The following is a 15,069-nucleotide window of genomic DNA, read 5'->3' on the forward strand; positions in this document are numbered from 1 at the left end:
GGAGGGCGGGGCCTCGTCAGGGCGAGCGGGGGAGCGTCGTCAGACGCGGGTACAGAGCTCGGCCATGCAGCCGAAAAGCCCGGGGCCGTCGAGCGGGGGCAGGGTGGGGTCGAGCTCCCGGTAGACGGTGTGCACGTTGACGGCGAGGCGTTCGCTCTCGTGCAGGTCCGCGAAGCGGCCGAGGCGGATGTCGCGGGCCGCGTCCATGGCCGGCATGCCGGCGGTGAACCGGGCGGTGGCTTGCTCATGGACGTGTTCGAGGTAGTCGCGGATCTCGCGGACGGCCTGTTTGGTGGTGACGGGACCGTGGCCGGGTACGACGATGTCCGCGTCGAGGCCGAGCAGCAGGTCGCAGGCGGCGAGCCAGCGGGTGAAGGGGCCGTGCCAGACGACCGGTGCCGCCCCGGCGAAGACGATGTCGCCGGTGTAGACCGTCCGGGCCCGCGGCACGTGCACGATCGTGTCGCCGGCGCTGTGCGCGGGGCCCACGTCGATGAGGCGGACCTCGGTGCCGCCGATGTCCAGGACGGTCTCGCCGTCGAAGACCCGGTTCGGCAGGGCGGGTTCGATGCCGGTGTAGTCGAAGCGGCCGAAGATTCGTCGCGCGAAGTGTCCGGCGGGGCTGTCCATACCGGTCAGTGCCAGCATCTCGGCCGGACCCACCTGCCGCATGTCGGCCACGGACCCGCGGGCCGCGATGATCTCGGCGTGGGCCACGAGCTGGTTGCCGAACCAGTGGTCGCCGTTGCCGTGGGTGTTGACCACGGTGGCGATCGGCGCGGTGGCGGTCAGCGGCGTGAGCGCGTCGAGCATGGTCCTGGTCAGCCGCAGGTCGTAGAGGGTGTCGACGAGCAGTGACTCGCCCCGGCCGGTGATCAGCCCGGCGTTGCTCATGCCCCATCCGACAGTGTCCGCGATCCAGGCGTAACAGCCGTGTCCGAGCTCGACACAGCCTGTTCGGGATGCCACGGAAGCCACGTTGCCTCCTGTTTCGCCCCGCAACAGATAGCGAGACCTAAGTATATTGTTGGACTGGAGTCCATCAATGGAGGACAATCTAAGAAGGTCGTGTGATGGCGTCAATACCTGTGCAGCCATGTGCTGTACTGGAGGCCATGAAGATCCCGGAGGCCGGAGTGGAAGTCGTGCCCGCAGCGCCGCCCACCGGACGCCGGGAACGCAAGCGACAGCAGGCGCGCGACCAGCTCTACGCCGCGGCGCTGCACTTGTTCGTCACCCAGGGGTACGAGGCGACGACCATGGACCAGATCGCCGAAACCGCCGACGTCGCCCGGGCCACCGTCTTCAACCACTTCTCACAGAAGGTCGGGTTCCTTGAAGAATGGGGAGCCCGCCGCCGCGCCCGCGTCAACGAGATCCTCGGATCCCAGCACGCCGAGGACCTGCCGGTCGGCGACCGGCTGCGCCGTTACCTGAAGGCGATGGCCGACCTCAACGTCGCCTCCCGCGCCGAGACCACTGTCCTGATGGACGCCTCCGCGCGGTACGGCAACCTTCTGCAGGACCGATCTCTGGAAATCGAACTCGCCAGGATCGTCGAGCAAGGGCGGCAGAGCGGGGAGATCAGGGCCGGCGTCGACTGCGATCAGGCCGGCCAATTGCTGGCCGCCTGCTACTTCTCGACGATCCTGCGCTGGATCCGCGAGGAACCGGCCCCCTTCGACCTGCACGAGCGCCTTGCCGGGGCGCTCGACATCATCCTGCTGGGCCTTCTTGCCGACGAAACGCATGCCGGGGAACCCTGACGGTTCTCCTCACCGCCGCCTTGAGGCAGAAGGCCGGTGGGCCCGTCGATCAAGCAAGCTTATGGCTCCTGCGTGATCGTTCTGCGGAGAGAACAGAAATGATCACGCAGGACCCGTGCATCTTGCATCCAGGGTCAGGCCCCCGGCCCAACACGAACTGTGACGTCCCGTCCGCAGACCGAGCCAGCGCACCGCTCAACTTCGAAGACCCGTCATCGCCTGCCTCGACACCATGGCCGAAATGCCGCTCTTGCGAAGACTCGCGTGCATATCGGTACACGGTTGGCGGGCAGAGTCGCCCAATACACCAGCCGTTGTGGGGGGAAGCTGGATGTCACTGGACTGGGCAACAACCATCACCACTCTGGGCGGGGTGGCCACTGCCTTGATCGGTGTGGTGGCCGGCTCATTGCTCACAAGCCGCAGCGAACGCACTCATTGGGCACGTGACAAGCAGATCGCCGCCTGCTCGGCGATCGTTGCCGAGTCCACCCGAATCCAACTTGCTCTGCGTCGCGCCTGGAAACACGGTGATCCCGTGGACTGGGTGCCTTGGAACGTGGCCTTGGGAACGGTCTGGCTGGTCGGCAGTCCCGCAGTCGTCGACGCCGCAGCCCGGGTCGACGAAGTGTTCTGGGAGTGCAGCGATCAGTTCATCCGGCAAGTCGCACTCGATGAGCAGTCCTGGGGCGAGGCGCGCGACCGAATGGAAACCGCGCGGCTCCACTTCATCAACATCGCCCGCCTTCATATCGATCCCACGCGGTCACGGCTCACCCAGGTGCCCGTCAGTCGGCCGCCCCAGCCGCGCCTTGCCGGCCCGGGACCAGGAGGGGCCAGGGCACCCGACGCCGCATGACACCGAACCCTCAGACCAGCACACCCCAAGATCAATGGCGGACATTCCGTAAGGGGTGACGTGTACGGCTGCTGCCTGCCTCAGCCGAGCCTGCGCGCCTTTTCCGTTGCGAATTCGTCCCGCTCCTGAAGTCATCCGACTGATCGGTCCCTGCGTCCAGGTGCCGTTACCGCTCGCCCGGCCGAGTTGGCCGTCGTCAGGGCGCCCCCGCAACCGTCGATGCCGTGTTGCCGCACATCAACTGGTGTATTGCGTAAGCGACTTGTTCGGTGATGGAAGCATCGGATGGCCCATACTGCGACTCCGCACGACGTGAGGCATAGCTGAGGTGGGGGATTCGTGTGGCGTCGGACGACTTACGTCTGGAGCGTTGGGTGGTGCGTCTGTGGGCTCGCCACAGGCTCTGGCTCAGGCGATCCAGCCAGCGGCATGGCTGGGCAGGATTACGGAGAAGCGAACTGGACGCAGCCTTGGGAAAGCTGGGTATCCCGTTGGAGGAAGCTTCGAGAGGCCGCGGTGTTCTCGGGTCATGGCATCCGAGCTGGGCAGCCTGCGGGCTCGGCGTCGTTGGGGGCTGGCTTGGTGCCTGGGTGAGCTGGCGTGTCTCGGTCGTATTGGCGGAGGTCGGCGTTTCGCGCCTGCACTGGGCCTGGGGCATGCGGGCGATGGCGCACTGGCGATGGATGGGCAAGGACGGGAATGATGTGGCCTTCAGCCTTCTCGACTGGACGGTTCTGTTCGTCGTGATGTCCGGCGTAGTCCTGTGGCCCCTGTTCTGGGCTATGCGGTGGAGTTCGACGGCTCGGTACCGGCTAGTCCTGGGAGTAATCGACGCGGTCGTGGCCGGCGGTAAGGTCCGCACGGCGCCTCGTGGCCGGGGGCGGTCCAAGGCCCTGCGGCATCTAGATCAGAGTTGTCGTCAGGTGGAGAAGCGCCTTTTCAAAGTGCACAGCATCGCGGGTTCGGTTCCGCGACGCTCCTCCAGGCTCCGGCTGATCAAGCGGCACGCCGCGCTGGTCGCTGGAGCCCAGCGCGTGGCGCTGCATCAGGTGGACATTGACCCGGCGCGGGCTCTGACGGAGCTGGCTCGGCTGCAGCTCATCATCGCGGAGAATCATTTGTGCGGACGGCAGGCAGCGCTCCTGCCTGCCGAGTTGCTCCAGGACATCCGGCCCGTGTCGCGGCTGCGGAACACGTGGCTTGAGTCGGCCCATGTCGCTATGACGATCATCGCGGCCATGGCGGCGGCTGCGGGCGCCGCACACGTGCTGCCCTCGATGGGTGTGAGTCAGGACCTGCGTCCGTGGTTGACCCTGGGGGCGGCGGTTCTTGCCGCGACGCTGGTGGCTGGCTGGGGGCGAGTCACCCGCATCTTCGAACTGCTGCCTGTCTGAAGCAGACCGCCCGGCTCGGCACGTCCCAGCGAAAGCCCTACCCAACTGCACCTTTGCACTGGCGACTTCACATAGCACAGGCAAGTGAGTGACCCAGGTCACCCAAAACGCGTCTCGCGATTTGAGACGATTGGTCGTCGCGGGGATCGATTGCCCGCCTGTAATCCCTCCAATTGGGCCCCTCGCCTCGACTTAGGGCACGCGGAGGGCACGCCACCCTCGAATTGGACTAGACAACAAACAACCCCCAGGTCGCTGACCTGGGGGCAAATTCTGGAGCGGGTGACGAGAATCGAACTCGCACTCTCAGCTTGGGAAGCTGATGTTCTACCACTAAACTACACCCGCCTGTCAGACGCCGACCGAGTCGGTGTCTAAGTGCTCGGCTACTGTACCCCATCCGCACAGCACGAGGCCTGGATCCATGCGCTCCACGCGCTCCAGGCCTCGTCGTCGGCGGCGGGTCGTCACCCGTTGTCGGTGGTGCCCGGCGGCGTCCCGGGCTGGATCGCCTTTGCCGCCGCCCGGGCGACCAGCACCACCCCTGTGACCGTGGCCACGGCGTACAGCGTTGCCAGCACGGAGAGCAGGGCGATCTTCCAGACGTCCAGGTCGGAGAGCTTGTCGACCAGGTCGCCGAGCATCACGAGCACGATTCCCAGCAGGGTGGTCGCGATCAGGAACACGCCGAACACGACGATCATGTTGCTCGTGTTGGTGACTCGGTCCACGGCGGTCTGGGCGTCGGTCACGCGGTTCTTCATCTCCGCGTGGTTGGTCTCGACAGCGCGCCCCATGTCCTCGATCTCGCGGTCGACCTTTTGGCGCTGAATGTCGATTTCGGCGCGCAGGTCCTTGACGTTGCGGAAGTAGGAGAGCCCGCCGTCCTCCCCGTGCTCGCCCGCCCCGAACAGGGTGCTCAAGTAGTCGAATCCCACGTTGGCCACGGGATTCTCGGGCGCCCGCTCAATGTCGAAGAACTGCAGATAGGCGATCGCATCGCCCTTCCGCATGGTGATGTTCTTCGGGCCGACATTTGCCACGATGAAATAGAGGCGCTCGTTGGTCTTCAGTCGCCAGCCATCGTGTTCTGGGTCCAATTCACGCCCGTAGCCCGGGTGAACCGTCGAGCCGTGCAGGACGAGGAGTCCCTTGGCGGCGAGGCCGAACCTGTCGCCGATGGTCGCTGTGACGTCGAAGTCGAACGAGAACTTCTCGATCGTGGATATCAGCGCGGTGTCGCCCGGAGCCAGGGTGAACTCGGGCATCACCTGGTCGCCCTTGATTGCCGTGTACCTGGCTTCCCCGGGATTGTCCGGAATTACCAGCAGGTCGTCACCGAGTCGAACCGAGTAGCCTGCGCCCAGCAACTGTTCGGGCTTCCATGACCCCGACCGGAAGATGCGTTCGGAGGTCTGAAGCTCTGTGAGTAGATCTTGTGGGGAGAGGAGGCAGCCTGGACGGTGCGGACGCCGATCGCTTTCAGCAACCATTACCTGACCTTCTCTGGTGGTCCGGAGCGGAGCCAACCTTACGGTGAACTCGCTTGCCACGGAAGGAGTTTGCGGCGCTTTGCCTGACCATGCGGGTCAGGGCGGACCGAGGCAACGGGCCGTGCGGGCATGCCGCACCCTCACAGGGAGGCACCACGGTAAGATGCGCGACTACCATTGAGGCGTTACCGCGGAGTCGGAGGGGGTAGGGTGACCTCGAGATTCGACAAGAATGCGTGATTAACGAGCCTTCCCCCAGACAGATCCCGATGAGGCCAAGAGGAAATGACGAGCAGGTCAGTAAAAGCCCAATGGGTCAATGGCTTGATTCGCGAGGATCCCATGTTCGGTAAAGACCTATTCGCAGACGAATCCCACTTCGACTTGCGGTTCGTGGAGAATTACGAAAAAATCACGGAAATCGTCAAGGCGCTTCGCGTTCTGGGTATGCGGGTCGTGTTGACGAGTGGTTCTTTCGATATTATCCACGAGGGCCACTCGATGTATCTCGAGGCTGCCCGTAAATATGGCGAATTCCTTATCGTCGGGCTCGACAGCGATGAGAAGATCCGGCGGCGGAAGGGTCCCAACCGTCCGGCCGTACCAGAAATGGAACGGCTGCGGATGGTGACACATCAGCGCGGCGTGGGCCTCGTCACCCTGAAGCAGGTCGACCATCCCCGCTGGGCCCTCATCGACGCCGTCCGCCCCGATGTGCTGGTTGCCACGGCGGACACCTACACCGCCGAGGAGATCGCCGATCTTGAGGCGAAGTACTGCGTCCGCGTCGAGGTCCTCGACCGCATGGCGACCGTGAGCACCTCGGCCCGCCTGCGCCGCCTCCAACTGGGTCTCACCGAACAGGGCGACGACGAAGGCAGTGGTCAGAGGCCTGCAAACCCCTCACCCGGCAGCCCCGCGTAGAGGTCCGGCACGCCAGTGAAGCAGACGATCCTGTACCTGCCGGTGGTGCACGCCGGCTACGAGGCATTCCTGAACCGGCATGCGGACTCCGACGAGATCCTGATTCTCGGCCGGGAGTTCAGCGAGGTCTTCCCGAAGCTCGCGAAGGACATCCGGAGCCTGAGCCCGGAGCGCGCGGCGCAGCATGCCCGCCTGATCGTTCCGGACACTCGTGTACGGGTGATCGAGCCGACTGATCTGGCCGGCGCCGTGGTCGCCGAACTCGTCGTACTGCCCGACGAGGAAATGATGCACCGGCTCGTCGAGCTCCCGGCCTTCCCGGGCAAGGCCGAGCTTCGATTCGAGTCGACGTTCCTGCGCTGGGACCGCGACTGGAGCCGTGCGACGAAGCCCGCCCGATTCGACTACCGGATCTCACGGTCGAATCTGGACCGGCGGTTCATGACCCGGGCGGAGCGGGAGGCGCAGCGCAGTTCGGACTGGTGGCGGCAGGTGGGCGCGGTGGCCGCGCGCGACGGCCACGTCCTGCGGGCCGCTCACAACCACCACCACCCGACCGAGTACACGCCGTACATCGACGGAGACCCGCGCAACGACTTCAGCAGAGGCGTCCGGCCGGATCTGTCCACCGCCATCCACGCGGAGGCATCCCTGGTGGCCCGCGCCGCACGGGACGGACTGAGCCTGGCGGGCTCCGACCTCTACGTCAGCACGTTCCCCTGTCCTGCCTGTGCACGGCTCGTGGTCGAGACGGGGTTCCAGAAGTGCTTCTTCGCCGGTCCGTACTCGATGCTGGACGGGGAGGAGATCCTGCGTGCGGGCGGCGTCGAGCTGATCTGGGTCGACATGACACCCGGGCATGGTGATGCTGCCGGCGCCGCTAGCGGCCCGGAGACGAACTGAATCTCATCCGCACCGGGGTGAAGTCCTCATCGGCCGCGACCTCGCCCTCGCCGACGAGCACATGCACGTGCAGATGCCTTATGGTCCCGCCCGTGTACCGGCAGTCGCCGTTGCGGGCGCCCAGGCCGTAGTGGTCCATGCCGTACTTCTCCTTCGTGTACGCGAGGACTTCCCAGAAGTCGGCGCGGGCGTCGGAGGAGAGGTCGAGCAGATCGGTGACGTGCTCCTTGGGGATGAGCAGAAGATGCAACCGGGTCCCGGCATACGGGAATTCATTGGGCGTGACCATCCAGTGGGCGGTCTCCCTCAGGATCTGCTGTTTCTCATGGCTGCGGATGACGTCCGGGCAGAAGAGACAGATGCCCTCTCCGTCCAGCCGCTCCATCTCCGCCCGTTGCTCTTCGGTCCGGCAATTGCCGAAGTAGTACAGGGTCACACGGGCACCCTTTCGAAACGCAGGAACGAGTGGGGCCACGTCGTTGCCCCGGCGGCGACGTCGACGCGCGACGTCGGTGCGAAGCCCTCCAGCCACCCCGACGGCATCCGGGAATCGCCTTCCACCTGCGCGTGCACACGCGTCAGATAGATCCTGTCGATGCTGGGAAGCGCCTGCTGGTAGACGGAGGCCCCGCCGATCACGAAGACCTCGTCGTCTCCGGACGCCTGCTCCAGCTCCTCCGCCCTGGCCAGGGCGGACGTGACCGAGGACTGCCAGTGGACGTCCGCCGAGGCCGGGCGCGGGGTCGCGCTCACCACCACGCTGGTGCGGCCGGGAAGAGGCCGACCCAGGCGCGCGACGATCGACTCATGCGTGAGACGTCCGAGTACCACCGCATGCCCCCGGGTGACTTCCTTGAAGTACCGCAGATCTCCCGGTATGTGCCACGGCAGATCTCCGTCCTGACCGATGACGTCGTTCTCCGAGGCGGCGACGATCAAGGACTTTCTCATGTCGCCACCGGAATGGAACCGATGGCCGGATGCGGGTCGTAGTCCGACAGGTCGAAATGCTCACCGCGGAAGTCATGGATATCGGTCACCCGGCGTCCGCTTTCGTTGAGCGTCACCGTCGGCAACCGTCGCGGTTCCCGGTCCAGCATGGCCTTCACGCTGTCGACCTGGTCCTCGTAGACATGGGCGTCCGAAATGGTGTGGTAGTAGCGCGCGGCGGGAATGCCCGTGAGGTGTTCGAGCATCAACAGCAGGGCCGCGTACTGAATCATGTTGGACGGGACACCGACGGGAACGTCCCCGGAGCGCTGGAACATGTGCAGATGGAGTTGGCCGGCGAGGACCCTGACATGGACCCAGCCGTGACACGGGGAAATGGTCGTCTGCGGAATCTTCCCCGCCCCGCGGATCTGGTACTGCGGAATCCACGGACTGACGAAGTGAGTACGGTCGTTCGGAAGCTCCGTCAGCTGCTCCACCAGGTGCTTGAACTGGTCGAAGCCCTCGCCTTCCACGGTCGGGAAATCGTGGAACGCCCCACCGTACGAGCCCGGCCCCAGATCGCCCGGCGGCAGACCGCGGCGCGACGTCTTCGCGTCACTGGCCCACGGCCCCCACCAGTCGCACCCGAACTCGGCCAGTTCATCGAGGGTTGTCGCCCCGTTGATGAATGCGCAGAGTTCTCCGATGGGTTTGCGCCAGAACCTGGAGATGCTTCTGTCGGTGATGATCGGAAACCCATTTGCCAATTCGAAGCTCATGGTCTGCTGCATAAGGGTCAGAGCATCGGGGCCTTGTCGCGTGGGTGACGTGAGGCCGTGTTCCAGGATGGCACCCAGGATCGTACGATATTGCGAATCCGGTGCACGGTCCGCATACGCGACATACTTCACGAGGTTCCCTTCACTTGGCCCGGTTCCATTCTCTGCGCCAGGGCTAGGTCATGCTAGCAGCCGCCGTGCTTACCGACTCTCCGCACGGGTATTTTCCTCGTCATCCCAAAGGTCAACCCGAGGTCATTCCAAAGGCATGCGAAGACCTACATGAGATCCTTGATGCTTACACTCAGGGCGGAGGCGATCTCCTGCAGATAAGTCAGGCTGAGGTTGTTCACCCTGTCGCTGTTCTGCTCCCAGTCCCTGAGCTGATCAGCGCTGAAGGCATCCGGGATCCTGGTGGATTCCGCAACCTGTCGACGGGTCATGTTCCGCAGCTCGCGCAACTCCTTGATGCGGGCGCCCACTCGATGTTGTTCGAGGTCCGCAAGGGCAAGCCTGCGCTGCAGCAATTTGGGTCGCAATTCAGCGATCTCCAGATTCAGCTGCTCATCCAGCCGCGAAATCGAGTCGTACCGTACAAGGGCGAGGGGTCCCGGGATTCCGGTCACCATGCGACTGATCCTGGTGTCGATATGTGCGACCACCACAATCGGGATGATGGCTTCCTGGGCGAAAACGAGTTCCTGCCCCGCCCCCGTGCTCGGATGGTGCGCGAGATAAATGAGAAAGTCGGAGTTGATGACCCGGTGGCGGTCCGTCCTGAAGACTTCCACGTCCGGCACGGTGGTGTGGTGGACCGGGTCCGTGACTTTTCTGGGCTCATAGAGCCGAACGTTGTTGTGTGCGCAGACGTCGGCCACCGTGTCGGAAATCTCGAACAGGTACTTGCGCTCGTCGGCGTCCAGTCCGGTCAGGGCGGACGCCAGGTAGGCGTCGAGGTGACTGTGCGGGGCCTGGGGAGTCTGGACGCTCGGCTCTCGCGCCGCCGAGGACAGGCGGTCGGGAAGGGTCATCGCTCGAATTCCGTCCTGCCGTCCAGATGCCATGTGCGCTCCCAGACTACTCTGACGCCCCACCGCTCCCGGGGCGGACTGGAGCGGTTGGCGCCCGCGAAGGGCCGAAGCGGCAGGCGTCTGAGTGCATGTCAGGAGTGGGACATGCCCGCGCGGAACGGAAGTTGGGGCGTACGGTGGAGACGCGGCGGAAGGCTCCGGCAGGTTGGGGTGCCGCCGGAAGTGCCATCCCTTTGATGCCGTAACGTGGCTTTTGTCGGCCGGTAGGTAGGTAGCCGGCAGGTCGGCGGGTAGCCGACAGCCGGACGCCGCTCTTGGGGAAGGGACTCTGGGACTTGATGGAACGCACTGTCGTCCGTTGTGCCGAGGGGCACGTGTTCACCACCGCCTCGCTTCCGATGCAGCAGGCCGAGCGACTCGGCCCCGTCCGGCTCATCAGGTGCCCGGGATGTGCCAGGTTGCGCAGTGTGGTGCCGGTTGCGCTGGAGAGGCACTAGCGGCAGGCGCCGGTGTCGTGTCTGCGGCCTCTGCGTATCCTCGGGACGTGCCTTTCTCCGACATCGAAGTGCGTCCCGAGCGCGGCCTCACCCGCCTCCCGCTCCAACCCGGAATTCCATCGGGCGCAGGTGTGAGGGCGGCGGCATGACCGGTGTGCGGGAGAACCTGACCTACGAGGCGTTCGGCGTCGCCGTACGCGAGCTCGCGCAGGCCGTCGCCGACGACGGGTTCGAGCCGGATGTCGTGCTGAGCATCGCGCGCGGGGGCGTCTTCGTCGCCGGCGGGCTCGCCTACGCCCTCGACTGCAAGAACATCCACCTTGTGAACGTGGAGTTCTACACGGGCGTGGGGACCACCCTGGAGATGCCCGTCATGCTCGCCCCCGTCCCCAACGTCATCGACTTCTCCGACAAGAAGGTACTGATCACCGACGACGTCGCAGACACCGGCAAGACGCTGAAGCTCGTACGCGACTTCTGCCTCGACACCGTCGCCGAGGTCCGCTCCGCCGTCATCTACGAGAAGTCGCAGTCCCTGGTGAAGTGCGAGTACGTGTGGAAGCGGACCGACGACTGGATCAACTTTCCGTGGAGTGTTCTGCCCGTAGTGCGTAAGTCGGGGCAGCCGGTCACTCCGTCGAGAGAAGCACTCTGAGTTCACTCCCGGGCCGGGTCAGCAGTCGAACGGGGCGTCTTCCTGGTTGGCCCAGAAGGAGAGGAACGACCACGTCTGCGCTCCGATGCGTCCGTCGACCGTGATGTCGGCGCATTCCTGGAAGAACCTCGTCGCGTTCCGCGTAGCCCGGCCGAAGTCTCCGTCCTGCGCCAGGTTGGTGCCTATGGCCTGGTTCAGGTAGCACTGCGCCTGGCGGACGGCCCTGCCTTCTGAGCCGCGCTGAAGGTTCGGCCGACGATTGGTGTAGCCGCAGATATCGTCGGGCCCTTGGGCCACGAGCGTCCCGGGATGTCTGGCGGCCTGCGCGGCCTGCGCGCTGGTCGCTTGGGCGATGACGGACGGTGGAGTGTCCTGTGATGTCGCCGCGGCCGGCCCGCCCGAAAGGGCGAGCGGAAGAACCAGGGTCGCGGCGGCGATGAATGCTCGTCGCATCCTCATCACCTCCAGAAGGTGCGCGTCGTCCCATCGTGCGCCTGCGTATCTCCCGTTGCATCTCGCACTCTGTGCTCACAAACCCCACCGTCACCGTCGCTCCCGTCAGGGTGATGTGGGAAAGGGGCTCCCCGCTGGTGCGGGGGGCCCCTTTTCGGTGGTGGTGGGGGCTAGAAGGTGCCCAGTTTCACGATCGACAGCAGGGCGATCAGTTGGATCGCCGAGGCGCCCAGGGCCTTGGGCCAGGGCAGGTCGTGGGAGCGGCTGACCATCATGGTCAGCAGGGCGCCTGCGGCCACCCAGGTCGCCCAGCCCAGGGCCTGGACGAAGGTCGCGTTGCCGCCGAAGAACATGGCGAAGACCAGGCGGGGGGCGTCCGTGAGGGACATGATCAGCATGGAGAGGCCGACCGTGGGCTGCCAGGCGCCGTCGCCGCCGAGCTGGCGGGCCAGGGTGTGGGTGACCACGCCCAACACGAAGGACGAGATCACCAGGGCCACGGCCGTGGTGAGGACGATCGGGACCGCGTTCGCCAAGGTGGCGGTGATCGCGTCGTGCCGCGCCCCGTCGAAGCCGAAGACCGCGAGCAGGCCGTAGAGGAACGTCACGATGAGGGCCGGGCCCCACATCGTGTAGTCCCGCATCTGGAGGAAGGTCTGGGCGGGGGACAGGACGATGCCCCGGAGCAGGTCCTTCCAGTGCAGGCGGGGCCCCGCCGGGGCCGCCGTGGTCGAGCCCGCGCGGTAGGTGCCGCCCTGGCTGTACGGGTCCTCGCCCACCGAGAACGCCGCGGTGTGGCCAGGGTTGTTCGCCGCGTACGGGTCAGGGGTGCCCTGTGGTGTGTAACCGCCGCCGTCCCCGAAGTACTCCGGCTCGCCGTACCCGCCGCCGCTGCCCTGCGGCCACTGGCCGCCGCCGTTCCCGTGCCGCTGCTGCCCGGGGTGGGGCTGGGGCGCGGGGGGATAGCCGTACGACGGGCCCTGCGGTGCCTGCTGTCCGTACGGGCGTTGTTGCGGTCGCGTTTGCGGAGCTCCGTTGTTCCGGGCGCCCCGTCCGATCCTGAATCCAGCCACGCCTTCGAACGTACCTGGTCCCGCAGAGTGACGGGCTGGGCCCGGCGGTTCGGGCCCGGCTTTGCGGCCGAGCTGTGACATCCCCTAAGGGGACCCGCACCTGACCCCTTAGGGAAGCACCGAGCCGTAGTTGGGGGCGCCCGCGGTGGGGACGCCGGTGGCCGAAGGACCGAAGCTCGTGGCGCCGGAGGCGGTCGCACCGCGCAGGGACCAGACCGCGCCGTCGCCGGAGTTCTCGCCCGGCGCCGAGACCGTGAGCCCCGTTCCCCGGGTGAGCGTGACGCGGGCGCCGAAGCGGTCGCCCTTCTCCGAACTGCCGGGTATGCCCGGGGTGTTCGGCGTGATGGTCCTGGCGCCGGCCGTCCTGAGTCCGGAGGCCGACCCGTACAGGACGGTGAGCGCGCCGGCTCCCGCGTTCTCGCCGGAGGCGCCGATCGCGAGGTCGGCGTAGCCGTCGCCGTTGAGGTCGCCGGACAGACCGGAGGGGGCGGCGGAGGCGGTGGTGCCCGGGAGGGCGGCGGTGAGCAGGCCGGTGGTGAGTGCGGTGGCCAGCAGGAGGGTGCGCTTGCGTAAGGCGGAGGCTCCGGGAAGAGAAGAGGAGCCGGGCCCGAGGGTGAGGGCCCGGCTCCGGTACGGGGACGGTCAGTCGGCGAAGTTGGCGCCGAAGAACGGCGTTCCCGTCGTCGAGACGCCCGAGGTGCTCGGGGAGAGCGTGCGCGAGCCCGACGTGACGATCTTCGTGCCGTCGGAGGGGAGGTAGGTCACGGCGCCGTTGTCGGCGTTCTCGCGGGAGCCGACGAGGAGGTCGGCCCTGCCGTCGCCGGTGACGTCGTCGAGCTTGACGTCCTGGCCGAAGTAGTCGTCCTTCTCGTCGTTGCCGGGCACGCCCGCGGTGGACTGGGCGAAGGACTGGGCGCCGGAGGCGGTGTTCAGACCGCTCGCGGTGCCGTAGAGGACGGTGACCGCGCCGGTGTTGGCGGCGCTGCCGATGTTCTCGCCGGCCACGCCGATCGCCAGGTCGAGGAAGCCGTCGCCGTTGACGTCGCCGAGGTCGAGCTCGTAACCGAAGAAGTCGTTGCCCTCGGCGGTGCCGGGGACGTTGCCGGTGTCCTGGGTGATGCCGGTGGCGTTGGTGGTGATCGGGCCGCCGTCGGAGCCGTAGGTGACCCAGACCTTGCCGCCCTTGCCGGCGTCGGGGACCGTCGTGCCGTCCTCGGTGGTGGGGTTCCAGTAGGCGCCGCTGACGATGTCGCCGTAGCCGTCGTGGTCGATGTCGCCGATCGCGGTGATCACACCGGGCTTGAGCGTCTCCGACCAGGACATGTTCAGGCCGCCGGAGGAGCCGGGAACGTAGTAGTTCTTGTTCCAGCCGTAGTCGGTGTCGGTCTCGAAGCCGTCGATGACCAGGTCCGTCTCCGGGCCGCCGTTGATGTTTCCGGCGGTCAGGTTCAGCGGGCCGTTCGCGTCGGAGCCCATGATCGGGGGCTTGATCGTGTACTTGCCGCCGGGCACGCCGGAGGCGTTGATGCCGCCCTTGAGCACGTAGACGGTGGCGGCGGAGCTGCCGACGGCCAGGTCGGCCTTGCCGTCGCCGTCGAAGTCGCCGGCGGCGAGGTTCTTGCCCCAGTAGTCGTGCGCGGTGGGCGCCGGGTCGGCGACCGAGACGCCCTTGCCGGTGATGCCGGAGGCCGAGCCCCACAGGATGGCGAGACCGCCGCCGTCCTTGTCGCTGCCGACGTCCTCACCGGGGGAGCCGACGGCGATGTCGTCGTAGCCGTCGCCGTTGAAGTCGGCGTACGCGGTGTCACCGCCGAAGCGGTCGCCGGCCTCGGCTGTGCCGGGGCTGCCGGCGGTGTTCTGGCTGATGGTGGAGCGCTTGGCGGACGAGACGCCGGTCTTGGTGCCGTAGAGGACGACCACCTGTCCGGCGCCGTTCCTGCCGTTCACGTAGGCGCCGTCGGCGGAGAAGGCGGTGTCGCCGATCCCGTCGCCGTTGAAGTCGGCCTGCGGGACGGAGGTGGAGTCCGCGGCCGTGGCGGACACGGCCGTGAACGTGAGCAATCCGCCCGTCAGAGCGACGGCGGCGGCCGTCGCGAGGGCGAGTCGCAGAGGCTTGTGCATGCGGGTTTCTCCTGCGGCATGCGGGGATGCCTGGCGGGCATCCACAGTCGATGGGGTGCACGCCGGCCCGTGTTCGCCGGGAGTTGTCCGCGGGTTAACCGGCCGGTCGGCGATCAGGAGACCTGCGGTGGGGCGTAAGGGTTGTACGTGAGTTCGGTAAATTTTCGAGGCTGTCGTGGCACGAGAAG

Annotated in this window: 16 protein-coding genes and 1 tRNA gene; 6 read left to right on the forward strand and 11 right to left on the reverse strand. The window is 66.5% G+C overall.

The genetic code is table 11. From position 1 onward, the window contains the following. Positions 1 to 39 precede the first annotated feature (39 nt). Entirely contained in the window at positions 40 to 969 is a 930-nt protein-coding gene (locus OG870_RS24935) for an MBL fold metallo-hydrolase (RefSeq protein WP_266518464.1), read from the reverse strand. 146 nt (positions 970 to 1,115) lie between these two features. On the opposite strand from OG870_RS24935, the gene OG870_RS24940 reads away from it, so the two are divergent. From OG870_RS24940 to OG870_RS24950, 3 genes are all read left to right on the forward strand, one after another. Beyond that, positions 1,116 to 1,766 carry a TetR/AcrR family transcriptional regulator gene (locus tag OG870_RS24940; RefSeq protein WP_266588776.1) on the forward strand — a complete coding sequence of 217 codons (651 nt, stop codon included), beginning with the start codon at positions 1,116 to 1,118 and terminating at the stop codon, positions 1,764 to 1,766. 331 nt (positions 1,767 to 2,097) lie between these two features. After that, positions 2,098 to 2,625, forward strand: a complete 528-nt coding sequence (locus OG870_RS24945; RefSeq protein WP_327691459.1) for a hypothetical protein — start codon at positions 2,098 to 2,100, stop codon at positions 2,623 to 2,625. A gap of 590 nt (positions 2,626 to 3,215) precedes the next feature. Then, positions 3,216 to 4,019: a hypothetical protein gene (locus OG870_RS24950; protein ID WP_327691460.1), complete on the forward strand. Its 804-nt coding sequence runs from the start codon at positions 3,216 to 3,218 to the stop codon at positions 4,017 to 4,019. Positions 4,020 to 4,293: 274 nt separating this feature from the next. On the opposite strand, the gene OG870_RS24955 is transcribed toward OG870_RS24950, so the two are convergent. Continuing rightward, a tRNA-Gly gene (locus OG870_RS24955) sits at positions 4,294 to 4,367 on the reverse strand. Positions 4,368 to 4,486: 119 nt separating this feature from the next. Further along, positions 4,487 to 5,572, reverse strand: a complete 1,086-nt coding sequence (locus OG870_RS24960) for a dCTP deaminase domain-containing protein (protein ID WP_266518469.1) — start codon at positions 5,570 to 5,572, stop codon at positions 4,487 to 4,489. Positions 5,573 to 5,797: 225 nt separating this feature from the next. Between OG870_RS24960 and OG870_RS24965 the strand changes: the two genes are divergently transcribed. Both OG870_RS24965 and OG870_RS24970 read left to right on the forward strand, forming a co-directional pair. Beyond that, positions 5,798 to 6,436 carry an adenylyltransferase/cytidyltransferase family protein gene (locus tag OG870_RS24965; RefSeq protein WP_266588782.1) on the forward strand — a complete coding sequence of 213 codons (639 nt, stop codon included), beginning with the start codon at positions 5,798 to 5,800 and terminating at the stop codon, positions 6,434 to 6,436. A gap of 15 nt (positions 6,437 to 6,451) precedes the next feature. Further along, positions 6,452 to 7,339, forward strand: a complete 888-nt coding sequence (locus OG870_RS24970; protein ID WP_327691462.1) for a deoxycytidylate deaminase — start codon at positions 6,452 to 6,454, stop codon at positions 7,337 to 7,339. On the opposite strand, the gene OG870_RS24975 is transcribed toward OG870_RS24970, so the two are convergent. The 4 genes from OG870_RS24975 to OG870_RS24990 all read right to left on the reverse strand — a co-directional run bounded on the left by OG870_RS24975 (position 7,317) and on the right by OG870_RS24990 (position 10,082). Continuing rightward, complete coding sequence (locus OG870_RS24975; RefSeq protein ID WP_266518475.1) at positions 7,317 to 7,775, reverse strand: HIT family protein; 459 nt, start codon at positions 7,773 to 7,775, stop codon at positions 7,317 to 7,319. The two genes, OG870_RS24970 and OG870_RS24975, sit on opposite strands and share 23 nt — an antisense overlap. Continuing rightward, entirely contained in the window at positions 7,772 to 8,290 is a 519-nt protein-coding gene (locus OG870_RS24980; protein WP_266588786.1) for a dihydrofolate reductase, read from the reverse strand. Before OG870_RS24980 ends, OG870_RS24975 begins: the two co-directional genes overlap by 4 nt. Further along, complete coding sequence (thyA, locus tag OG870_RS24985; protein ID WP_266588788.1) at positions 8,287 to 9,183, reverse strand: thymidylate synthase; 897 nt, start codon at positions 9,181 to 9,183, stop codon at positions 8,287 to 8,289. The genes OG870_RS24980 and thyA overlap by 4 nt, the downstream gene beginning before the upstream one ends. A 146-nt stretch (positions 9,184 to 9,329) precedes the next feature. Beyond that, complete coding sequence (locus tag OG870_RS24990) at positions 9,330 to 10,082, reverse strand: helix-turn-helix domain-containing protein (RefSeq protein WP_266588790.1); 753 nt, start codon at positions 10,080 to 10,082, stop codon at positions 9,330 to 9,332. Positions 10,083 to 10,724: 642 nt separating this feature from the next. On the opposite strand from OG870_RS24990, the gene OG870_RS24995 reads away from it, so the two are divergent. Beyond that, positions 10,725 to 11,234 (forward strand): phosphoribosyltransferase, encoded by a 510-nt coding sequence (locus tag OG870_RS24995; protein ID WP_266518483.1) that lies wholly within the window; start codon positions 10,725 to 10,727, stop codon positions 11,232 to 11,234. A gap of 18 nt (positions 11,235 to 11,252) precedes the next feature. Here OG870_RS24995 and OG870_RS25000 read toward each other — a convergent pair whose 3' ends face one another. From OG870_RS25000 to OG870_RS25015, 4 genes are all read right to left on the reverse strand, one after another. Continuing rightward, positions 11,253 to 11,687: a peptidoglycan-binding domain-containing protein gene (locus OG870_RS25000; RefSeq protein ID WP_327691466.1), complete on the reverse strand. Its 435-nt coding sequence runs from the start codon at positions 11,685 to 11,687 to the stop codon at positions 11,253 to 11,255. Between the two features lie 170 nt (positions 11,688 to 11,857). Next, entirely contained in the window at positions 11,858 to 12,841 is a 984-nt protein-coding gene (locus tag OG870_RS25005; RefSeq protein ID WP_266588794.1) for a YIP1 family protein, read from the reverse strand. 27 nt (positions 12,842 to 12,868) lie between these two features. Next, the gene (locus tag OG870_RS25010) at positions 12,869 to 13,315 is read right to left on the reverse strand and encodes an FG-GAP repeat protein (protein WP_323180305.1); all 447 of its coding nucleotides are present in this window, start codon (positions 13,313 to 13,315) and stop codon (positions 12,869 to 12,871) included. 87 nt (positions 13,316 to 13,402) lie between these two features. Continuing rightward, positions 13,403 to 14,881: a VCBS repeat-containing protein gene (locus OG870_RS25015; RefSeq protein WP_266588798.1), complete on the reverse strand. Its 1,479-nt coding sequence runs from the start codon at positions 14,879 to 14,881 to the stop codon at positions 13,403 to 13,405. Positions 14,882 to 15,069: the final 188 nt, after the last annotated feature.

The organism is Streptomyces sp. NBC_00461 (genome assembly GCF_036013935.1).
GTDB lineage: Bacteria > Actinomycetota > Actinomycetes > Streptomycetales > Streptomycetaceae > Streptomyces.